This window comes from Pseudobutyrivibrio xylanivorans (genome assembly GCF_008935055.1).
GTDB classification, from domain to species: Bacteria; Bacillota; Clostridia; order Lachnospirales; family Lachnospiraceae; genus Pseudobutyrivibrio; species Pseudobutyrivibrio xylanivorans_A.
Genome location: NZ_CP043028.1, coordinates 799,860 through 822,087, shown reverse-complemented (window position 1 = coordinate 822,087; position 22,228 = coordinate 799,860). Strand labels below are relative to the sequence as shown.

The following is a 22,228-nucleotide window of genomic DNA, read 5'->3' as shown; positions in this document are numbered from 1 at the left end:
ACTAAGGCTTGATAGCGTAACGAGGGCTCTTTTTATTATGGCTTGAGAGCGTAACATGGGCTTTTTTGGTGTTGACAAATATATATAGGTGTGATACAAGTGTATTAACACAGGTAATACAGTATAGAGGAGGACATTAGATGATCCAACTGAATTACAGAGATTCTAAGCCTATCTATGAGCAAATAAAGGATGGTTTGCGGCGTCTTGTTGTTACAGGCGCGGTAAAAAAGGATGAGAAGCTACCAAGCGTGCGGGAGCTTGCGACTAGCTTGTCAATTAATCCAAACACCATCCAAAAAGCTTATAGAGAGCTGGAGCAGGAAGGTTACATTTACACGATTGCAGGGAAGGGCAGCTATGCTGCTGAACGTGCAGATGTCACATCAGGGAGGAATGAGGAACTCATGAAAGAATTTGATGAGATTGTAAAGGAACTGTTGTATCTTTGTCAGGATAAGGACATCCTTATTAAACGTATAGAAGAGCTTGCGAAAGGAGGGGCAGAAAGTGATAGAAGTAAGTAAAGTGACAAAGAAATTCGGAGACTTTGTGGCCCTCGATGATTTAGATATGAGAGTGCCAAGAGGCGCTATATATGGTTTGGTGGGTCCAAATGGTGCCGGAAAGTCTACCATTATCCGTCATCTTTGCGGCGTATACAAACAGGATGCTGGACAGGTGCTTATTGATGGAGAGCCTGTATACGAAAATGAGGCTTTAAAGCAGCGCTATGCTGTTATTCCAGATGACATATTTTACTTCACCCAGGCAAACACACTGGATATGATGAAGTTCTACAAGAATATGTATCCAAAGTTTGACGAGGCGCTTTTTAAGAAGATAATGAATTGCTTCCCTGCAATCAACCCAAAGAAGATGGTACGAAGTCTTTCAAAGGGCATGCAAAAGCAGGTGGCGTTCATGCTTTCTATTGCGGCAAGACCAGAGCTTATGATCTTGGACGAGCCTGTAGATGGCCTTGACCCAGTAATGCGTCGTCAGATTTGGAGTCTGATTATGTCTGATGTGGCCGAGAATGGATTGACAGTTCTTGTTAGTTCTCACAATCTTAGAGAGCTTGAAGATGTATGTGACCATGTGGGAATTATGAATAATGGAAAGATTCTCATCGAACGTTCATTGGATGAGTTGCAGACCTCGATAACAAAGGTGCAGATAGCATTTGAAGGAGATATGCCTGCACTTCCACCAGAGATTACTGTTTTGAAAAAGATTACAAACGGTCGTGTGCATACACTTATTGTAAAGGGAGAGCCAAGAGCAGCGGAACAGGCAATTAATAGAATGAATCCACTTCTTATGGACGTACTTCCACTCACCCTTGAAGAAATCTTTATTTATGAGTTAGGAGGTGAGAATTATGCAGTCAAAGACATCATTTTTTAATAAGGCTTTATTTAAAAAGAATATTAGTAGAACTTGGATAGCTGGACTGCTATATTTCATCCTTCTTCTTTTATTACTTCCGGTTGCGTACATTATAAGTACTTCAGGAAGCAATGCTGAATGGTACGATAAGATGGGCTACACAGGTGAGATGCGTCTCTATGAGCATATGTCAATGATGCCGACTACATATCTAACCGTGGTGATGTCGATTGTTGTAGCAGCGATTACTTTCTGGTATCTATTCAACAAGCGTGATAACTATATGATGCATGCATTTCCAGTTGGAAGAAAGAGTCTGTATTTTACGGGACTATTATCAAGCCTTACTGTTTCATTGACACCAGTGCTGGTTACATCGATAATAATGTCAATCGCAGCATTGGCAAAAGGAGCTGGAAATGTAAGCTGTATATGGTATTGGGCATTGATAATAATGGTTACCACAGTACTATTTATATCAATAGCTTTGTTTGCAATCATGACATCAGGGCAGATTGTGACTGCTATAGTATTCTACGGAATATTTAATGTGCTCTACCTTTTGATGGAGGTTGCCTTCAGAATGACTGCAAGCCTTTTGATGTTTGGTATGAGTGAGGCTATGAATGGAATCAACTTCAATATGTTGACCCCACTATACTTCATACCAGTAAATACTCGTATCTATTCAAGTATTGAGACTGATGATATGTCAAGTCGTGTAATTTCTTTTGAGCATACCTTTGAAGGAGCAACGTATTTGGCAATCTATGCAGTAGTTGCAGTTGTTATCATTTTGATAAGCTATGTTCTATATAAGAAAAAGAAGCTTGAGACAGTGCAGGATTTTATTGCAGTTCCATTCATGAAGCCTGTATTCTCAGTTGGAATGTCATTTTTCATTTCCATGGTAGCTGGTGCATTTGTAGCAGGTATGATTGAAGCAGTTAGACCTCTCAGCTACAACGTAAAATACACTATTGCTATTGCTTCTGCAATCGTAATTGGCGTAATTATCTATTTTGCAACAAAGATGCTGATAGAAAAAACTCTTAGAGTGTTTACTGCAAAGAAGCTTATTTACGCATGCATCTATAGTATTGCTGCTGTAACAGTATTGTTTTGCATGAGATTTGATGTTGTAAATATCGAGGATAAAGTTCCAGATGTCAATGATATAAAATGGGCGGGAATTAATAACCGCTACACAATGGTCTTTACAGATGCAGATGAGATTGAGACTGTTCGAGAGCTTCACCAGAATTTCCTAGCAGACAAGAAGGAACTTAGAGATGTAAATATTATTTATCCTGAAACAAGCGGAACTACTTACACTATCAGATATAAGCTGAATAATGGAAATATCATCATCCGAAACTACAGTGTAGTTGATACAAAGGCAAAGGAAGTAAGTGCAGAGTATGTGGCAGCTACTCAGCCAATTCTTGATTTCATCAATGATCCTGGCCGTATAAAGGAACATATCATTGGAAATATTTGGAACACAGGTGAGATTTCAGACATGAGCTTCACAGCCATGAAGTATAACAGTCAGCGAGAGGATTTTGACTGGAATAATAATACCTTCGATGAACTTAGCAGCAAGGAAAAGAAAGAAAAGTTTGGAAACGTATATAAGGCACTTCTTAAGGATATTGATGCTGGAAAGGTATTTGTTCAGAGCTTCAGCGGTGGAGACTACAGCTATGAAGATAGCCAACAGTATACACTTTACAATGACTTTAGCTTCACAATAGAAGATAAGAAAACACCATATTTCTCAGATGAAGAAACCTTCTGGGATTATGGAGACTATTTCCAGAAATATCCTAGATATGAGCAGACAATTTGGGTTGCTCTTACAAAAGATTGTATTGATACACTTAATGCTCTCAAGGAGGCAGGCTTCTATGAGAGTGACGACGAAGTAATTACCTACGGTGAGTTTAATAAGATAATGGGACTTGAAGATGAGCCCTATGACGGATTAGACGGCGGTGTGGATGATTACTACTAAAATGCTTACTTCTCAATTCTCTATAAATTCTCAAAGACCCCAGGGACCTCTCAACCCTGGGGCATTTTTATCCGATATTCATTATGACTAGAAAAACTTTGAAATTTTTGTTAATTTTTTTTCGGAGAGCTATAAAGTTTTTTATAGTAAGTTCCGATAAACTAGTTGTAAAGAAAAATGTTTACTTGAAAAAGGGAGGAAAGGAGTGTGGCGATATGCGTATAGAGGCTTACAACCAGGTAGCTCAGCTCTATCAATCATCAAACACTAAAAACACTACACAGACTGCAAAGGCAAACGGAATGGGCCGTGATCAGGTTCAGATTTCGTCAACCGGTAAAGATTACCATGTTGCAAAGGCAGCAGTCTCTGAGGCGGCGGACATCAGAGAAGACAAGGTTGCTGACATCAAAGCCAGAATAAAGGCTGGTACTTATGATGTGAGTACAGATGACTTCGCTGAGAAGTTGCTCAATCAGTATGGAAACATTCTTTAGTTTTGAGAGGACGATTGCGTGGCTAGTTTAATGGATGAATTGCTCTTAACCATGGAAGGTGAAAGGTCGCAATACGAAAAGTTAATTGATCTTAGTGGAGAAAAGAAGGATTCTATTATCCACAAGAAGCTTGACGTACTGGAAGCTATTACCGCCCAGGAGCAGGCCATCGCAGACTCCTTATTGGAGCTGGAGAAAAGGCGTGCATCATTACTTAACAGCATTGCGGCAGTAATGGGGCACGACGGGGAGCAGATTACCGTATCATGGATGATCGATAATTTGGCGAACCAACCTGTAGAGCAGGAGCAGTTGCGAACTGCAAGGGGCAAGCTGAAAAAGGCAGCTGACGATGTGCAGATGCTTAATTCTCAGACCCAAACTTTATTGCGTCAGGCAATAGAAATGGTGGAATTCGATATCACTCTTTTAAAGAGTGTGAGACAGGCTCCACAGACCGCCAATTATGGCAGGGATGCAGAAACTACAGGCGATATACTAGGTAGATCAGGATTTGATGCTAAACAGTAGGAAACGGATGTCCTTAAAGTTAGCAGGCTTTAAGGAGGACCTATGGCTAATAGTTTTGGAAGCTTATATGTTGGAGCATCTGGCCTACAGTCAGCATCACATGGTTTAAATACAACAGCTAACAACCTTTCGAACATAAACGTTGAAGGTTATGTTCGTGAGCAGGTTGTTTATGAAGATAAAAATTATCAGAAAATAGGTGAAGCCGCCGTTAGTATCCAGCAACGTGGACTCGGTGTGCAGGTAGGAACAATCGTCCATGCTCGCGATATGTTTTTAGACAAAGCATATCGACAGGAGAATGGGCGACATTCTTTTTATGACGCTAGCTCAGAGGCAGTGCAGGAGGTTATCACACATCTGCAGGAACTCGATGGAGAAGAATTCAAAAGGGCAATCGAAAATTTCGAGGAGGCCTTTGAAGAATTTGCCAAGAATCCTTCAGATACTGTTAACCAGAACCTTGTATTGCAGAAGGCTAGCCTTTTTTTGGATAGAGCAAAAACTATCCAGGATGGATTTGAAGATTATCAGACGATTATCAATTCAAAGATTAAGGAAAAGCTTGAGCGAATCAACAAGATAGGTGCAGAAATCGTCGATTACAATAAGAGAATACAGACAATCGAATCAGGTAAGGTTGAGCAGGCTATGGAGCTTCGTGATAAGAGAGACTTACTATTAGATGAGCTCTCAGGACTGGTTCGAATGAGCTATAGAGAAGATTCCACAGGAATCGTTCATGTTGAGATTGAAGGCGTTGAGTTTATCGACGAGGTTCAATATCATCCTGTAGCTTCTCAGGTGGATAAGAGGACAGGCTATGTAACACCTTACTGGCCACATCTTTCAGAGATAGTTGATGAGGTAGATGAATCTCAGAATTATTATTATCCAATTTTTGATACTACAAATGTAAGCTCGGAAAAGAATTCAGATATTGGTGAAATTAAGGCTATGTTGATGGCGAGAGGAACAGGATGGACTAACTACCTTGGATTCCTTGATGAATTTGGAAATCCTATATCTTCTGATGATTACGAGTCAGGCATAGCAACCTCTATCATGATGAATTCAGAGGCAGAGCTTGATACACTTATTCATCAGCTGGTAACAGATATTAATGAAATATTTGCACCAACAACGGAGGCTTCAAATCTTAGTAAGCTACAGGGATTGACCACAGTCTCTTATACAGATGCAGATGGACTGCATACGGTAGATGTTAGCGAATTGAGAGTGTTGGATGAGGATAACTGTTCGGTTGGTAGTGATAAGAAAATGCCACCGAAGGAGCTGTTTGTTAGAGTAGGGTGTGAAAGATTTACAAAGACCACTCTTCAGGATGATGCAGGAAATCCTCTTTTAGATGCAGATGGAAATGAAATCTTTGTATATCTTTACAATGAAGAGGATATAACAGACACAGCAACTTGCTATACATTGAAGAGCCTTTCAATTAATACAGATCTGATTAAACAGGAAGCATATCTTCCACATTTGAAGTATCAGGAAAATAGCTGGGCAGTTGATTACGAGCTTGGTGTAAATCTCAGTAAGATTTGGAACAAAACGGATTTCAACCTGAACCCAAGTGATACAACACCATGCGGCTATAATGCATTTTATGTAAAGTGGATTGGTGAGGTTGGAAACGTTGGAAACGTGTACAAGAGCACAGCTAAGGCACTTGAAGGCACCAAGGAAGAAATTGAATTTAGCCGTCAGGGCGTAATCGGCGTATCTTCTGATGAAGAACTGACCATTATGATCAAGTATCAGTCAGCTTATAACGCAGCCAGCCGATATATAAATGTAGTAAATGAAATGATAGAGCATGTGGTAACATCCCTCGGAAATATGTAAGTTCCCTGAGATGCAAATGGCAGAAAGGAATAGCGTATGTCATCTACATTCTTTGGATTAACAATTGCAGCATCTGGTCTTAACACAGCTCAGGCGCAAATTAACACAACTGCAAACAATATTTCAAATGTAAATACAACGGGCTACAGTCGCCAGTATGTAAACACACAGTCTGCATCAGCATTGCGCTGCTATCAAAGCTGGGGCACAACTGGTACTGGTGTTGAGACAACAGGAGTTACACAGCGCCGCGATATGTACTACGACGAGAAATATTGGAATAATTCTTCAGCACTTGGCTTCTATGAGAAGATGCAGTATTACATGAACCAGATTGAGAATTATTACAATGAGAATGTTTCAAATACCGGATTCTCAACTATTTATGCAAAGATGTTTAACGCCATGAGCACAATGCAGGGTAGCCCTGGTGATATGACCGTAAGAAAGCAGTTTATTTCTAATGCGAAGCAGCTTACAGAGTACTTCAATCAGCTGGCTACAAAGCTTGATGAGCTACAGAATGCTATTAATGATGAAATTAAAACAGCGGTTGACGACATTAATTCTATTTCAGAAAAGGTCGCAATTTTAAATAAGCAGATTAACGTAATTGAGCAGGGCGGTGGCCGTGCCAACGAGCTTAGAGACCAGCGCGCGAATCTTATAGATAAGCTGTCGCAGATTTGTGACGTATCAGTTTCAGAGGTTGATGTAAAGAACACAAACTATCCTGATATGCATACTGGTGCCACATACTACACGGTGTATATTAACGGACAGCTTCTGGTTGATACCTACGACTACAATACCCTGGCTGTAAAGGCAAGAGATGTGGATGAGACTCACAATCAGTCGGATATTGATGGACTTTATGATATCGTCTGGTATCCAGATGGAAATGCTTTCAATCCAACACCTAGTTCAAACGGCGGAATGCTAAAGGCCATGTATGAGGTACGTGATGGTAATAATAATGAAAATATGCATGGAACAGTTCAGGATGCTGACGATCATCATATCACAATCAGCAACCTGAGCATCACTGATATAAACGAGTTGAATATGCCTGACAAGGGCTCTGTTCAGACAAACAATACGAACTATACTTACGATGGCTTTTCATTTAAAACGGACGCTGACGGAGTAATCACAGAGGTGACCTTCAATATACAGGAGACACTCACTGTTGAGGAGCAGAACAATGTAGTTGCAAAGGAATTTCAGGTTGGTGATGACATTGCTTACATGGGTATTCCATACTATCACAATCAAATGAATCTGTTCCTGAGGAATTTCTGCGAAGCCTTCAACAATATTGAGCGAGGGGCAGATGACGATACAGATGCAAATCGTGGTGTTGACAGAAATGGTGATCCAATGAATTCATTCTTTATCGCCAGAGATCAGCAGGATTTGAAGCATGAATTCCAGCTTGTATCGGGAACCGCAAATAACACGATTTATAGTGGCAAGGATATTGAGGATGCAGCAGGAAATACTGGTGACTACGACAGCTACTATCTTCTTACAGCAAAGAATGTAGGAATAGCAGCAAAGACCGATAAGGATGCAGCACTTTTTGCAACAACTACATTGGGAAATTATACAGCTGGTGTGGATGCAGCAGATTTGGTGGTTAAGCTTCAGGAACTTCAGAGTAAGACAGAGCTTTTCAGAGGCGGCGGTGGAGATGCTTTTCTTCAGTGTATGTATTCTGATGTTACTGTAGATACTCAGGAGTGCAAGATATTCACAGCCAACTTCACCAACATCCAGACACAGATCACAGAGCAGCGAACGTCAGTATCTGGTGTTGATGAGGATGAGGAGGCTTTGGATCTTATAAAGTTCCAGAACGCCTATAATCTGGCTTCTAAATGTATCTCGGTTTTCGCCGAAATATATGATAGGTTGATACTTAACACAGGTGTCTAAATTAATGAGGTAGTACTATGAGAGTTACAAACAAAATGATAATGAACAATGCAGCTTCCAACATCAATAGTGCAAAGGAGACTGTCAACACACGTAACAAACAAATGACTAGTCAGAAGAAGATTGACCGTCCATCGGATGACCCTGTAATTGCAGTTCGTTCCCTCAGATTGTCAACAACTCTCTCTCAGGTTACACAGTATTATTCAAAGAATATTCCTGACGCAACAAGCTGGCTTGATGTTACAGAAACAGCTCTCATTAATATTGCAAATCTTGTAAAGGATTGTAAGACTATAGCAACTAAAGGTGCTACTGACACTTACAATGAAGAAGATAGAAATACGATGATTACTCAGCTAGAGGCTTTGCAGAAGCAGGTTTTTGCAGAGGGCAATGCAGATTATGCAAATAGAACTGTATTCACTGGATATAGAACTAATTGCAATCTGACATTCTTAAAGGATGAGAAAGAAACACAGTATAACATTACTCAGGTTTTCACCATTGAAAAGAATATGGAAGAGCACAGATATTACAATGGTGTAAATAGTGTTCCTACCACAGAAGATGAGTTAAAGAAACCATTTTTGGATACTACAGATACAAATTATCAGGCATTAAATGATATGACTCAGACCAATTATTATAGAATTCGTCTTAACTATGATAAGATTGATGGTCTTTCAGAAGAAATAAAAGTAAAATATCCTGGAAATAATAGCAGTGGAATGGTAATAACCTATGAAAATGAAACAGATTGGGCTGCAAGTCAGGGCGGAAAAACAGTTCCAGACAATACAATGATATTGATAAAGGAAACAGGAGATTTGATTCTTGCGAATGATTTGGCAGCAACACTTAAGGCTAATGACGCAACTCTTACTGTTACCTATACCAAGACAGGCTTCAAGGAAGGTGAGCTTCGTCCAGAGTACTATTATGATTGCGTAAAGACAGCATCTTCTGATCCTGGAGATGTAAAGCTTCCTGTAACCTACACCAAGTTTGAAAGTAATGGGGATACAATCCATTTCGATATCGAATATACAGTGGCAGCAAATCAGACAATTGTCATAAATACAGAGGCATCAGATATCTTTAATAGTGATATCCAAAGAGATATGACAGAGATGATTGATGCCTGCAAAAATAGTATCAATGCTCACAAAAAGTTGGATGAGATAGATAAGCTTGCACGTGAGACAAAGTTTGCATCTGACCAGGACCAGGAGTGGCTTGCAGAGTGGAAGGAAGCAATTCAGAAGGAATGTGACTTCTATGACAACAATCTTCGCAAACTTTTTGACACAGAAGTAGGCAAAATGGATACATATTATGCTACAATATATTTAGGAATTACTGATTTGGGATGTAAGAAGGATTCTCTTAACCTCACAAAGACACGAGTTGGGGATCAGAGAGAAACTGTGCAGGATCTTCAATCATACAACGATGATTTAGATTTATCCCAGATTATCATCGATTATACAGCCGCTTACACCGCATATCAGGCCTCGCTTACAGCCGCTGGAAAGCTGGGCGAGTCGACACTTTTGAACTACCTATAAATATACCAAAAGACTAACTATTAAAGATTGTCAATAAAAAATGATTTGAAACAGAAATGTTTTAAATAAAGCGACGATGGCTTTTCATCGTAATCAGTACCTTGAAAACTGCATGACAAATAGAGCATCATCTGAGATGCTCATTAAAAAAGATTTGTATGGAATTAGTTAAACGGCTTTGTTGTATGACTGACGAGTTTTCTCAAGCTGATATATCAGTCGCACGAGCTTCTTCGTGGCATGAGATACGGCAACATAATAATGCTTTCCTTCAGCACGCTTTCTGGCAAGGTAAGCATTGAACGTCGGATCCCAATGGCAGACAAAGATAGTGGCGTTAAACAGAGCATATCGTAGATATCTGGAGCCTCGCTTTTCCATTCGAGGATGGCAGTTATCTAATTGCCCGGATTGATATGTCGATGGTGATAAACCAGCATATGCCAGAATTTTATCTGCAGAATCAAATCTGTCAAAATCACCAATCTCTGCTATGATCATAGCTCCCATACGATAGCTTATTCCAGGAATGCTAAGAATTGGAGAATTGATGGTATTCATGATAGCTTTAATTTCTTCTTCGATTTCATTAATCTCGGAATCAAGCTCACGTATCAGTTTGATGGTGTGCTTTAATTCAAGGGATTTAGCTGGCATAGTTGAACCGATAGAGGCCCTTGCTGCTTCTCGAAATGTTATGGCAACATCCTTGTCGTAATGGCCGTTAGAAGCTTCTGCCAGTAGATTTGAAAGTCTTGTGAGATGAGCGCTTGCTACTTGCTTGGCACCTGGAAATTCGTATAGCAATGAATAAACAGAATTCATATGCAGAGTAGGAACAAGCTTTTCTAATTCAGGAAAAAGAATACAGACCAGACGAGATATGGAAGTTTTAAGCTTTGCCCGTTCTTTTACTTTATCAAAGCGATAGCGGGTTAGTGACTTGAGTTCTTCGTTGTGGTACGATGTGTCAGAGTAGGACTTTAAGTTCACATCTGACATAAGCATAGAAGCAATCGTACTGGCATCTACTTTATCCGTTTTCGTCTGTCTAAGGCTTAGACTTTTTCTGTACAGATTGGTATGTAACGGATTGATAACGAAGGTGGGCAAACCTTTATCAAAGAGATATCCAAGAAGATTGTAACTATAGTGTCCGGTGGCTTCTAGTCCTACTTTTACTTTTGATACATCTTCCATTACGGATTCTATTCTCTGATAAAGATCATTGAACCCATCAAGATTGTTTTTGATGGTGAATGTTTTGAAAACAACTTCCCCAACAGTGTTTTTGATAATGCAATCGTGTTTGTCTTTAGCGACATCAATTCCTACATAGATCATATAGGACCTCCCTAATAATAGTATTGATACTGTTTCAAATCCACAGGGCTCCTTGCAATCGTAACCTACTTCTTGATAAACCGTCATGCGGTAACTAACTGATTAACAAATAAACAAAGAGACTGTGGTTGGAGCCTTTCGAAAACCGTCTATGCGGTAGGAGAATGAAACCAATCCACAGTATCTTAAACAGCATAGTCGAACCTATAGAAAAGGTAAAGAATGACTATGACTAATACTAATAGTAGGAGAAAGGGATAATGCGCGTAAAAACTAGACTGTTCGGCGAAATTGAAATTTCCGATGAAAAAGTCATCAATCTTATTCATGGGCTTATAGGTTTTCCAGACATGAAGAGATATACTCTCATTTTCGACGAAGAAAAAAAGAACAAGGGCAATATCATGTGGCTGCAATCTCTGGACGAGACAGATTTTGCAATGCCAGTTATGCTTCCTAATGTTGTAAAGCCGGATTATAATCCAGCACTTAACGAGGATTCTCTCGAGCAGCTTGGGGATTTAAATCCTGAGAATACTTATGTACTTGTTACAGTCAGAGTTCCAAAGAATCCAAAGGAAGCCTCTATTAACTTAAAGGCTCCTATCATTATCAATACTGACACAAATGTAGGAGACCAAATAATCATCGATGGAAATGAACCAGTTAGATACCTTATTCATGATGCAATACATGGAAAGGATGGTGAGTAGCGATGTTGGCATTAACTAGAAAAACGGGCGACGCGATTATGATCAACAACAACATCGAGATTACAGTCCTTGAGGTTCGCGGTGATCAGGTCAAAATAGGAATTTCAGCACCTAAAGATATATCAATTTATCGCAAGGAAGTTTACCTTGAGATTCAGAAAGAAAATGAGGCTGCTCAGCAAATCAATATGGATGATGTTGAAGCTCTCAAGAATTTACTCTAAGAATATAATCCGCTGGTTACGGCTACAAGCCTTAGGGTCTCTTCATTCGGCTACATGCCTCATACAGAGACCTAAGAGCTTGATGCCTACCAGCTCACTTAATCATAAAGTTAGTCTAATAATAGACTAGCTTTATTTTTTTGAAAAAAAATTATTTTTTGATATAAACAAACGCAGACGAGGGACCGATATAATGATTAGAAAACTATAGGTTTTTGTTTTTCATCAGAAAAACAAGAACCGGAACTGGACCAATATTTTCTGAAAGAAAATATTGCCCTGCAAGGCAGGGTTCTTGTGTGCTTTTCCATAAGTAGCACACAAGAAGTCGCAAATATTTCCACGGATACAGGGATGTATAGAAGGAGGAAGAAATGAAAATCGGCGAAGTAAGTAGTGCAGTGAGCAGCTACCAGGGACAGGGAAGTTCAGCAAAGACGGCGCCAGTACAGGAGACAAGGCAGAGTTCCCCAGTGGACTTTGCAACAGCAGCAAAGGAAATTCGCGCCAGCGAGTCTGAAGATATAAACCCTAAGTCAAAGGAAGAGCAGAAGGAAAAGGAAGAGGAGACTACTGCAGGGCAGGCAACATCGTCCCTCAAAGAGGCAATCAGCAAGATTAATTCTGCTCAAGGTAATGCGGAAGCGGTATTTGGTATCCATGAGGGTACAAACCGCGTGATGATTAAGATGGTCGATAAAGAGACCAAAAAAGTAATTAAGGAATTTCCAGCTGAGCAGACCCTTGACCTTATTGCAAAGGCATGGGAGTTGGCAGGAATTATGGTTGATGAAAAGAGATAGGAGGGTTTTCTATGCCTATTAGACTTTCGGGCTTAACATCTGGCCTAGATACTGAGGCTATTGTAGGGGCCCTTGTATCAGCCTACAGCTTTAAAAAGGATAAGTATACCAAGGCTCAGACAAAGCTTACCTGGAAACAGGATGCTTGGAAGAGCTTAAACACCAAGGTGTATAACCTCTATACATCTGTTGGTAATATGCGCTATTCTTCAAATTACTCTGCCAAGAAGACTACAGTCAGCGATACATCGAAGGCTACTGCTACAGCTAGTGGACAGGCCATTAATGGCACGCAGACTTTGGAGATTAAGCAGCTTGCCAAGACCGCTTATATTACAGGTGGTTACATTGAGGCGGCAGCAACAGGAGATGCAACGCTTTCATCTCTTGGAGCTGTTTCTGGTACAAGTGAAAAAGCAAGCATTCAGGTAAGAACCAGCACTGGAACAAAGAACATAGAGGTTGATGGTTCTACAAAGATAGATCAGCTCATTAGCAAATTTAATGAGGCTGGTGTACAGGCAAACTTTGATGAGAAAAATCATAGATTCTTTATTAGTGCCCAGACATCTGGTGCCGAAGGAAACTTTGAAATTTCAGCAAACAACACTGCAGGTCTTAGCACACTTATTACATTAGGGCTTCTTTCTGATAAGGAAATTGATTCCATTAAGGGGGAAACTGCGGGCTCTGAGATGTCTCAGAGAACCTATACCTATAAAGATGGTGCGAAGTCAATAACTTACTATGCAGAAGGTTTTGCAGGTTTAGTATCTAATTTAAAGACAGCGAAAGATACAGTAAAAAATTATAATGCAGATGATTATGCAGCTCCTGAAGATCCATCTACTGAGACAGAAGAGCAAGCGGCAGCAAGAGAGGCAGCTGGTGAAGCAGCAGCGCGTGCATACGAAACTGCAAATGAATTGTTAAACACTTATGCTGATTTTGTTACAGATTTAGAAACAAATCATGGTGTTGATTGGGATACAATAACTGCAGATGAGATTACTGCACTTGGAAAGACTCTTTATGATGCTGGCTCATATGATTCAAGAGCTCAGTCAGCTACAGAAGATGAGATTAATACTGCAGTAAATGCTATTAGAGATGCATACGTTAATCTTGGAAAGGCCACTACTGATACAGATATAGCTGAGGCTCAGGCTGCACTCAATAAAGTATTGGCAGATTCAAACAACAAGAAATGGGCTGATTATATTGAGGCTAATTTTGGTTCAAAGAACAGCGAAACAGATGAGAGCTATAGCAATTTCTGGACGCAGTCGGACAATAAGGAATTAGTTGATAGTGTATTTTACAGAGTTGATTTGGCATCTAATGTGGCAGTTAACAATCAGGCTCTTGAGATTGATGATTCACTTAAGGCAAAAAAGATTGATGGTCAGGATGCAAAGATTATTCTGAATGAAGTTGAATACACCAATAATACGAATTCAATCACTGTAAATGGTCTTACAATTGAGGCCATGGCCGAGACAACACAGGCGATTAATGTAACTGTTCAGAACGATACAGATGCATTATATGACAAAATTAAAGACTTCCTTACTTCATATAATAATTTAGTAAACGAAATGCAGAAACTATATAACGCCGATTCTGCAAAAGATTACGAGCCTCTTACTGACGATGAAAAGAGTCAGATGAATGAGACTGAAATTGAAAAATGGGAGCAGAAAATCAAGGATTCGCTGCTTCGTCGTGATACAACTTTAAGTGGACTGATTTCCACTATGACAACCTCTATGCTTAAAACCTATGAGGTAAATGGTAAGAAGGTTGCCTTGTCTACCTACGGAATCGTCACATTAGGAACACTTAAAGCTGAGAAGAATGAAAACTATGCTTATCATATCAATGGTGATAGCGAGGATAGCTATACCTCTGGTGCAGAGGATAAACTGAGAGCTGCTATTGCTGCAAATCCAGATGAAGTCATAGATTTCATGAAGGCACTTACAAGTGATTTGTATTCAAATCTTGATAAGAAGATGAAGTCTACCGCTGTTAAGTCCGTATATACGGTATACAACGATAAGGAAATGGCTTCTGAGTATTCAAATTACTCAAGTCTGATTAAACAGTGGACAGACAGAATCAAAGATCAAGAGGACGCTTACTATAAGAAGTTTTCTAAGATGGAGTCTGCACTTGCCAAGCTGCAGAATAATTCATCTTCATTAACATCGATGTTAGGCGGTTGATTATAAGAGGCAGATGTAAAAGGAGTTACAGGAGGCGATTTTTATGACACCAATGAATGGATACGATGCTTACGCAAAAAATAAGATACTTACAGCGTCACCGGCTGAACTAACATTAATGTTATATGAAGGTGCGATTAAGTTTTGCAACATTGCTATTGTGGCTTGCGAGAACCACGATATCGAGAAAGCTCACAACAATATTCGTAAGGTAGACCGAATTATTGAAGAGTTTGAAATTACTTTGGATGATAAATATCCTGTTGCAAAGGATTTCCATGCAGTATATTCTTATCTTAGGAGCTGTTTGAGACATGCTATGATAGATAAGAACCCAGAGACCTTGCAGGAGGTGCTGAAGCACCTAAGAACCATGCGAGATACCTGGAAGGATGTAATGAGGCTTACCGCCAACGGAAAGAAGTTGGATGGGCAAGCAAATATAGCAGGATAGCATGACAGGCAAAACAGTAGTTAATGACAGCCCCTCTTTGAGGGGCTGAATTTATGTTGAGAGGTGGTTACGCATACAAGCCTTGGTATTACTTCCAGGCACTTTAGAATGTGCCTTTCAGTAACACCAAGAGCTTGTCTGCTACCACCATGTACAGAAAGTTGCCCCTTATTAGGGGACGGGGAAAAAGCTGACTGATGAGGTGTTTGTTTACCCACGGGAGGGACGAGATGGAAAATATGGATTATGTTGTAATGTTGAGAGAGTCTTTAGAGAAGAAGGCTGACATATTAAGGGTACTTACTATAAGAAATAAAGAGCAGGCTGCAATTTTGCAGGACCCAAACTCTTCTCCAGATGATTTGGAGAAAAATATGAATATGAAGTCTGAGCTTATTGATAGAATCATTATGTTGGATAATGGCTTTGAGCAGCTATTTAATCGAGTGAAGGCTATTTTAGATGAGGACAGAGAAACCTATGCAGATGAAATCCGCCTGATGCAGGATTTGATTCGAGAGGTTACTGATCTTACAGCTGATGTAGAGGCAAGCGAATATAGAAATAGGGAATATGCAAAGACTCGCTTTGCAAACATAAAAAAAGAAATACGAGAGGTAAAAAAATCTAATGATGTTGTAACATCATATTATAAGAATATGATGAGCCATAATAAGGTAGAGGATCCTGCATTTTTGGATAAGAAAAAATGAAAGATAGCCTTCCCCCACTGGGAGAAGGTGCCCCGAAGGGGTGGATGAGGGCAATTTTGCAGAAAAATTTAATTAAATTTTATAACTTTTTTTACCGCATATACGAATTCCGCAAACCTAGTATTTTCAAGGGTTTGCGGTTTTTTTGTTCCATGCAAAATATAGTGAGAATTATTAGACAATTTAACTTTTTTTAAAAAAAGGGGTAAAGTTTCTAGGCTTAGATTCGATAAATAAGGTGTAAGGAACATTTAGCACAAGGAAATTACCTTACAAAATCGAATTCGAATCTTAAAAAATCAATTTAATAACCAAGGCCAGACACGGATGTTGGGCTATCAAAAAAACGGATTTAAATGCTAAAAGGATTTAGCAGAATCTCATGGAGGAATTTATTATGGTAGTACAGCATAACATGCAGGCAGCTAATGCTTCAAGAACTTTGAACATTACGACAGATTCTCAGTCAAAGAGTACTGAAAAGCTTTCATCAGGATTTAGAATCAATAGAGCAGCTGATGATGCAGCAGGACTTTCAATTTCTGAGAAGATGAGAAAGCAGATTCGTGGTTTGACCCAGGCTTCTACAAACGCATCTGACGGTGTTTCTTCAGTACAGACAGCTGAAGGTGCCCTCACAGAAGTTCACGACATGCTCCAGAGAATGAATGAGTTGGCAGTTCAGGCAGCTAACGGAACAAACTCAGAGTCAGACCGTGATGATATCCAGAATGAAATTTCACAGCTTACACAGGAAATCGACCGAATCGCTTCTACAACAAAGTTCAACGAGACATACCTTCTTAAGGGCGACATCGGATTAAAGAAGATGTACGTAAATGCACATGATGCTGGTCTTGACGGTACACTCGTTCAGAATACTACCAGAGCAACATTTACAATGGAGTCTCTTGAAGCTGGTGAGAAGTACACAATCGGTGGAACAATCTATACAATTGGTGCCAGAACAATGAAGGAAGCTGCAGAGGCCCTTCACCTTGATGATACTTTCAAAGAGACAACAAAGGCTACATTAGGAGAGACAAACTGGAACCTTACAGCTGGTGATACAATTTCAATCGATGGTAAGACTTACACAATCGTAAATACAGCAAGTAGTGATGTTGCTAACGCAAAGGTTACAAACGGATACCTCAACAACCTTATCGTTGGTGGATCAACTCTTAAGTATAATGGTAACGAAGTAACATTATTCGCAGAGCTCGATACAGTAAGTGGTGTTGATAAGTCAAACGCAACACTCGTAACTGCAACAGCGGCATACAGAATGGTAGCAATCGAGCTTAAGGCAGCATCTTCAGTAGGCGCAACAGACGGTTCGGCAGATGTTGATAAGTGGGCTAACCAGTCAGATATAACAGCAGCAGAAACAGCTAAGAAGTCAACAGTTGGAATGCATGCTACAGCAGCAAATGGTAATGCTTGGGAGTCATCAGGAAACTACTTCTGGAAGACTACAACAACAACTCAAGTTATCGGTGCTAACACCCAGACAACAACTACCATCGCATTCTCACTTAGCAAGGGCTACGTAAACGTACAGAACGCACTTACACTTAACCTTCACGTTGGTGCAGACGCAGCCATGACAAACAAGTTGAACGTTAAGCTTGAAGCAATGAATGCTAAGTCAATTGGTATCAACGGACTCAACGTATCAGATGCAACTGGTAAGGCAGCAACCTACGCAATCGATGCTATCGCAGATGCAATCCAGAGAGTATCAGCACAGAGAGCTGAACTTGGTGCCGTACAGAACAGATTAGAGCACTCTATCAAGAACCTGGATAACGTAGTAGAGAACACAGAGGCAGCTGAATCTCGAATCCGTGATACAGATATGGCCGACACAATGGTTGAGTACAGCAAGAACAACATCTTACAGCAGGCAGGACAGTCAATGCTGGCTCAGGCTAATCAGGCTACACAGGGTGTTATGAACCTCTTACAGTAATACTAATCAGCACTAAATCAAATATCATCCCCACCTCGAATAAGAGGTGGGGGTTTTACTAAAAAGAAGAACTAAATAAAATTTTAACAATGATAATAATTCCGGAGACGGATTTTCATATAAGAAAGAGGTAAGGCTTATGGCATATTTTACAAGAAACAAGATGTTAACAATGGTTTTAGAGCTTTACACAGCAAGTCACAGATTTGAATCAGGCAGCACAGGCGATGATGCAGAGGATTTAAAGGTCCTCATCGGATGCCAGCAGAAAGCTTTAGTATTAGGCGAATACCTTGAATCTCAAGGGATGGATTACACCGATATCGTAGAAAAGTTTGAAAAGTACTGCAATTTGATTTACGATATAAGTGAGAACTTAAAGGACACAGTACTCGTAATCGACAACACAGAGAAAATCCAGTGGGCTTTAAGTGAAATATTACAAGACATTGAAAACAGAATAGTAGAAATTAGAAACATAGATATTTACGACTTTAGAGGACTTGTAACAGCACCAGGAGAAAAGGCAATCGTAAGCGGAGAGATAAATCGCTTGATTGATGATTGCCTAGGCAAGGTCGAAGGACTTACCGAAGGAGAGGAAATGTACAGACCACTTATAGTTGGAACTTATGAATAAACAAATAGTAAGGCTCGTCAGATGACGAGCCTTTAACCATTTCTATGGATGAGGTGGAGAAATAGGGGAAGCTATGAACAATAAGCCAAAGACAAAACTTTTAACAATCAGTTTGTTATGTTGTGGCAGGCCGGATACAACCGAGCGCTGCCTAAAATCTTTGATGCCTATTCGTGAGGCGATTGATTCCGAACTTCAAGTTATAGACACTGGATGTGATAAGGAAACACGAGCGGTAATAGAAAAATATGCAGACGAAATATTCGAATTTACCTGGGTGAAAGATTTTGCAGCTGCAAGAAACTTTCAGCTTGATCAGGCAAATGGAAAAATGTTTTTATACATTGATGATGATGAATTTTTCCTTGATGTAAGAAATATCCTTGATTTCTTTAAAAATGATGATGTGGAAAAATATAATCTAGGTGGTTATTATCAGAGAAATTATCTGGATTATGATGGAAAAGAGTATCAGGATTTTGAAGTAATACGTATGTGTAAGGTTACACCTGAAACACATTTTGAGGGCAAGGTTCATGAGTATATAATGCCTATCGAAGGAAATACCATAATAATGGATGCAGCAGCAGGCCACTTTGGATATATATATGAAACAATCGAGGACAATATTAAGCATTCCATGAGAAATCTTCCTCTTTTGAAGGAGATGGCGGAGGAGCAACCAGATAATCTTAGATGGCCATATCAGATAGCTCAGGAGTATAGAGCTATTCATTATGATAAAGATTATCGAGATATATGTAAGGAAGGCTATGAGAAAGCATGCGCTGTAGAGGATAATGAGCATCTCAGGTATAGGGGCAGTTTTATTTGCGGATTGGCTGAAGCAAATTTTAATTTGGATGACCATGATAAGGTCGTTGAAATATATGAGAAAGAGGCAGCAAAGCCTGATGTTATGGAAATGCCATTAGCAAATCTTGCAATGAAAGCAGCAGGTATATATTGTCAAAGGAAGCAGGATAAGGAATGTAAGCAGGCTTGCGAATACTACCTGAAAATCTGCAATGAAATTGGCGATGATAAGGGGATGCAATTTCTTCAAGGTGGTTTATTTATAAACGATACCTTTAACCAAAGCAATCGAAACATGATTTATTGTTACCTGATGGTTTTGGGAATGCGAGAAAATGATTTCAGTGTTCTGACCCATTACTACAGGAAGGTAAAGTGGAATACTGAGATAGTAAGAATCAGCAGAGGCTTTGTAGTTACGTTGCTTCAAAAGGCGTCTGAGTACGGAAAGAAGAAAGAGATTTCAGCTGTGCTAAATAAGTTTTTCACCAATGGTGGATTCAGAAACCTTATGGAAGATGAAATTGATGATGTAGCATACGAGCTGACAGAACAGGAGCTTAAGAATCTTAAAGCTGCATATTCAGGAACCCAAGGCGAAAAAGAACTTGGATTATTTTTGGATATCAGGTTGATAGAGAGACAACTAAAAGATGTTGAGGATGTTACAGATTATGGTGCTGCGACGGATATTCTGGACCGATACTCGAAGCTTGCAATAGAATGGCAGAAGGTACATGATTCATGGCTTAGAGAAGAATCAGATGAAGTAATATTAGCTAAGACTACACTTCTTGGAAATGGCCTTGAGCAGTTTTTGGAGTTGGCAGATACTGACAGAGTGACCTCTTTGAACTGTTTTAAGAATCTGTTTGATGTTCGCTGGCAGATGAATGGTTTTCTGGTTAAATTTTCCAAGCTATACAGTGATAGAGTAAAGGTCCTCATGGCTAAAGAAAAAGATACTGCAAAGTTCGAGGAAATGTATAAGCTAGAGGAAGCGTTGCTTCAGCAAATAGCGGATTTGGATGCAGCAGGAAAATCAGATGAGGCAGTAGCAACCTACACGCAGCTGGTCGAGATTATCCGTAGTACGTACGGGGTAGATTCATTGCATGTATAGTAGGGAAAAAAGATAATTTGAAGAGTATGTATTTATTGTGAGAATATGTTTAGATGAGTCAGTAGGCATCAAGCTCTTAGGTCTCTGGATGAGGCATGTAGCCGAAGGAAGAGACTCTAAGGCTTGTAGCCGTAACTGACGGATTAAAGATATGAGAAAGATTTTGATGTATAGGTGGAAAGCCTATAACTACAAGGATATAAAATTCACTTTTGAGAAGCTAGGCTACGAAGTGGAGGAGGTCTACCAGGACCTCCTCAATTATGATGTGGATGAAGTTTTTGCAGAAAAACTCAGAGGTATAATAAGGGAGAGCGCGTATGAGTTCTTTTTTACAGTCAATTATTTCCCACTGATTTCAAACGTCTGCGAAGAAATGGGGCTTCTTTATGTTTGCTGGAGCTGCGATAATCCACTGATATCCCTTTATCATAAGTCAGTTTTCAATAGCGTAAACAGAATCTTTCTATTTGATTTAACAAATGTAGAAGAATTCAAAGGTATGGGGGCGGAGCATATTTACCATTTGCCACTTGCAGTGGATACCAACAGATTAGATTATCTCTTTACAAATTCTAATGATTTGGACATGTATAAGAATGAAATAAGCTTTGTTGGTTCTCTGTATGAAAAAAATTCCTACGATAAGATGGAGTTCACATTGCCAGATTATTTGCGTGGATATTTTGAGGCAACAATGGAGGCTCAAAAGGATTTGCAGGGTGTGAACATTATCGACAGGATGCTGACACCAGAGATTCTGGTGGAGCTTGAAAACTATTTTGAATTGGAAAAATCAGAGGATTCGCTCTCGGATTTGAACTTGATTTTTTCAGTAACAACGCTGGGATTTAAAATTGCCGAGAAGCAGAGACGTAGTATTTTAATTGAGCTTTCAAAGCATCATGATGTTAGTATCTATACAAACTCAAATGTGGCTGATTTGATTCGTGTGAATTATAAAGGCAGTGTGGATTATTGGGGCGAGATGCCAAAGGTATTTAGAGGTTCAAAAGTTAATTTAAATATTACGATACCAAATATAAAAAGCGGAGTTCCACTTCGTATTTACGATATTCTTGGGGCTGGAGGTTTTTGTATCACTAATTTCCAAGCAGAACTACCAATGTTTTTTGAAAATGAAAAGCACATGGTCTGGTACTACAACCAGCAGGACCTCTACGAAAAAGTAGACTACTACCTCCACCATGACACCGAGCGTAATCGCATCGCGCGTTGTGGATATGAGCACGTGCGTGAGAATTGTTCGTATGAAATGAGGTTGAAGGAGATAATAAATAAGCTCTTGTAACTATCAAGCTCTTAGTGTTACTCAGTGAGACATGTAGTCGAACAGAGTAACACTAAGGCTTGAGAGTGTAA

General features: G+C 39.7%; 19 protein-coding genes. 18 read left to right on the top strand and 1 reads right to left on the bottom strand.

Annotated elements, in window-relative coordinates; genetic code table 11:
• The first annotated feature begins 140 nt into the window (after positions 1-140).
• From FXF36_RS03620 to FXF36_RS03585, 8 genes are all read left to right on the top strand, one after another.
• Positions 141-527, top strand: coding sequence for a GntR family transcriptional regulator (locus tag FXF36_RS03620; RefSeq protein WP_151622519.1), 387 nt, complete (start codon positions 141-143; stop codon positions 525-527).
• Positions 511-1,410, top strand: a complete 900-nt coding sequence (locus FXF36_RS03615; RefSeq protein WP_151622518.1) for an ABC transporter ATP-binding protein — start codon at positions 511-513, stop codon at positions 1,408-1,410. The genes FXF36_RS03620 and FXF36_RS03615 overlap by 17 nt, the downstream gene beginning before the upstream one ends.
• Positions 1,385-3,409: an ABC-2 transporter permease gene (locus tag FXF36_RS03610; RefSeq protein WP_151622517.1), complete on the top strand. Its 2,025-nt coding sequence runs from the start codon at positions 1,385-1,387 to the stop codon at positions 3,407-3,409. Before FXF36_RS03615 ends, FXF36_RS03610 begins: the two co-directional genes overlap by 26 nt.
• 185 nt (positions 3,410-3,594) lie before the next feature.
• Positions 3,595-3,906 (top strand): flagellar biosynthesis anti-sigma factor FlgM, encoded by a 312-nt coding sequence (flgM, locus tag FXF36_RS03605; protein WP_330583211.1) that lies wholly within the window; start codon positions 3,595-3,597, stop codon positions 3,904-3,906.
• A gap of 18 nt (positions 3,907-3,924) precedes the next feature.
• Entirely contained in the window at positions 3,925-4,437 is a 513-nt protein-coding gene (flgN, locus tag FXF36_RS03600; protein WP_151622516.1) for a flagellar protein FlgN, read from the top strand.
• Between the two features lie 42 nt (positions 4,438-4,479).
• On the top strand, positions 4,480-6,303 hold the full coding sequence (locus tag FXF36_RS03595) for a flagellar hook-associated protein FlgK (protein WP_151622515.1): 1,824 nt from the start codon (positions 4,480-4,482) through the stop codon (positions 6,301-6,303).
• Between the two features lie 36 nt (positions 6,304-6,339).
• Positions 6,340-8,241 (top strand): flagellar hook-associated protein FlgK, encoded by a 1,902-nt coding sequence (gene flgK / locus FXF36_RS03590; protein ID WP_151622514.1) that lies wholly within the window; start codon positions 6,340-6,342, stop codon positions 8,239-8,241.
• A 17-nt stretch (positions 8,242-8,258) separates the two neighbouring features.
• Entirely contained in the window at positions 8,259-9,812 is a 1,554-nt protein-coding gene (locus FXF36_RS03585) for a flagellin N-terminal helical domain-containing protein (RefSeq protein ID WP_151622513.1), read from the top strand.
• Between the two features lie 168 nt (positions 9,813-9,980).
• Here FXF36_RS03585 and FXF36_RS03580 read toward each other — a convergent pair whose 3' ends face one another.
• A complete protein-coding gene (locus tag FXF36_RS03580; RefSeq protein ID WP_151622512.1) occupies positions 9,981-11,156 on the bottom strand; it encodes an IS110 family RNA-guided transposase in 1,176 nt (391 codons plus the stop codon).
• 260 nt (positions 11,157-11,416) lie between these two features.
• Here FXF36_RS03580 and fliW point away from each other — a divergent pair, with 260 nt between their 5' ends.
• The 10 genes from fliW to FXF36_RS03530 all read left to right on the top strand — a co-directional run bounded on the left by fliW (position 11,417) and on the right by FXF36_RS03530 (position 22,157).
• Positions 11,417-11,869, top strand: a complete 453-nt coding sequence (gene fliW / locus FXF36_RS03575; protein ID WP_151622511.1) for a flagellar assembly protein FliW — start codon at positions 11,417-11,419, stop codon at positions 11,867-11,869.
• 2 nt (positions 11,870-11,871) lie between these two features.
• A complete protein-coding gene (csrA, locus tag FXF36_RS03570; protein WP_151622510.1) occupies positions 11,872-12,093 on the top strand; it encodes a carbon storage regulator CsrA in 222 nt (73 codons plus the stop codon).
• Between the two features lie 374 nt (positions 12,094-12,467).
• A complete protein-coding gene (locus FXF36_RS03565; RefSeq protein WP_151622509.1) occupies positions 12,468-12,896 on the top strand; it encodes a flagellar protein FlaG in 429 nt (142 codons plus the stop codon).
• Positions 12,897-12,907: 11 nt separating this feature from the next.
• On the top strand, positions 12,908-15,124 hold the full coding sequence (fliD, locus tag FXF36_RS03560) for a flagellar filament capping protein FliD (RefSeq protein WP_151622508.1): 2,217 nt from the start codon (positions 12,908-12,910) through the stop codon (positions 15,122-15,124).
• Between the two features lie 43 nt (positions 15,125-15,167).
• On the top strand, positions 15,168-15,578 hold the full coding sequence (gene fliS / locus FXF36_RS03555; protein ID WP_151622507.1) for a flagellar export chaperone FliS: 411 nt from the start codon (positions 15,168-15,170) through the stop codon (positions 15,576-15,578).
• 230 nt (positions 15,579-15,808) lie between these two features.
• Positions 15,809-16,291, top strand: a complete 483-nt coding sequence (locus FXF36_RS03550; protein ID WP_151622506.1) for a flagellar protein FliT — start codon at positions 15,809-15,811, stop codon at positions 16,289-16,291.
• A 397-nt stretch (positions 16,292-16,688) separates the two neighbouring features.
• A complete protein-coding gene (locus FXF36_RS03545) occupies positions 16,689-18,266 on the top strand; it encodes a flagellin N-terminal helical domain-containing protein (RefSeq protein ID WP_151622505.1) in 1,578 nt (525 codons plus the stop codon).
• A gap of 139 nt (positions 18,267-18,405) precedes the next feature.
• On the top strand, positions 18,406-18,906 hold the full coding sequence (locus tag FXF36_RS03540; protein WP_151622504.1) for a hypothetical protein: 501 nt from the start codon (positions 18,406-18,408) through the stop codon (positions 18,904-18,906).
• A 73-nt stretch (positions 18,907-18,979) separates the two neighbouring features.
• Positions 18,980-20,845, top strand: a complete 1,866-nt coding sequence (locus tag FXF36_RS03535) for a glycosyltransferase (protein ID WP_151622503.1) — start codon at positions 18,980-18,982, stop codon at positions 20,843-20,845.
• A 151-nt stretch (positions 20,846-20,996) separates the two neighbouring features.
• Positions 20,997-22,157, top strand: coding sequence for a CgeB family protein (locus FXF36_RS03530; RefSeq protein WP_151622502.1), 1,161 nt, complete (start codon positions 20,997-20,999; stop codon positions 22,155-22,157).
• Positions 22,158-22,228 lie beyond the last annotated feature (71 nt).

Coding starts and splice junctions, on each gene's coding strand:
- FXF36_RS03620 (WP_151622519.1), top strand. CDS start 141: ATGATCCAACTGAATTACAGAGATTCTAAGCCTATCTATGAGCAAATA.
- fliW (WP_151622511.1), top strand. CDS start 11,417: ATGCGCGTAAAAACTAGACTGTTCGGCGAAATTGAAATTTCCGATGAA.
- FXF36_RS03585 (WP_151622513.1), top strand. CDS start 8,259: ATGAGAGTTACAAACAAAATGATAATGAACAATGCAGCTTCCAACATC.
- FXF36_RS03550 (WP_151622506.1), top strand. CDS start 15,809: ATGGAAAATATGGATTATGTTGTAATGTTGAGAGAGTCTTTAGAGAAG.
- FXF36_RS03610 (WP_151622517.1), top strand. CDS start 1,385: ATGCAGTCAAAGACATCATTTTTTAATAAGGCTTTATTTAAAAAGAAT.
- FXF36_RS03540 (WP_151622504.1), top strand. CDS start 18,406: ATGGCATATTTTACAAGAAACAAGATGTTAACAATGGTTTTAGAGCTT.
- FXF36_RS03595 (WP_151622515.1), top strand. CDS start 4,480: ATGGCTAATAGTTTTGGAAGCTTATATGTTGGAGCATCTGGCCTACAG.
- flgK (WP_151622514.1), top strand. CDS start 6,340: ATGTCATCTACATTCTTTGGATTAACAATTGCAGCATCTGGTCTTAAC.
- fliS (WP_151622507.1), top strand. CDS start 15,168: ATGACACCAATGAATGGATACGATGCTTACGCAAAAAATAAGATACTT.
- FXF36_RS03530 (WP_151622502.1), top strand. CDS start 20,997: ATGAGAAAGATTTTGATGTATAGGTGGAAAGCCTATAACTACAAGGAT.
- FXF36_RS03580 (WP_151622512.1), bottom strand. CDS start 11,156: ATGATCTATGTAGGAATTGATGTCGCTAAAGACAAACACGATTGCATT.
- fliD (WP_151622508.1), top strand. CDS start 12,908: ATGCCTATTAGACTTTCGGGCTTAACATCTGGCCTAGATACTGAGGCT.
- FXF36_RS03545 (WP_151622505.1), top strand. CDS start 16,689: ATGGTAGTACAGCATAACATGCAGGCAGCTAATGCTTCAAGAACTTTG.
- FXF36_RS03565 (WP_151622509.1), top strand. CDS start 12,468: ATGAAAATCGGCGAAGTAAGTAGTGCAGTGAGCAGCTACCAGGGACAG.
- csrA (WP_151622510.1), top strand. CDS start 11,872: ATGTTGGCATTAACTAGAAAAACGGGCGACGCGATTATGATCAACAAC.
- FXF36_RS03535 (WP_151622503.1), top strand. CDS start 18,980: ATGAACAATAAGCCAAAGACAAAACTTTTAACAATCAGTTTGTTATGT.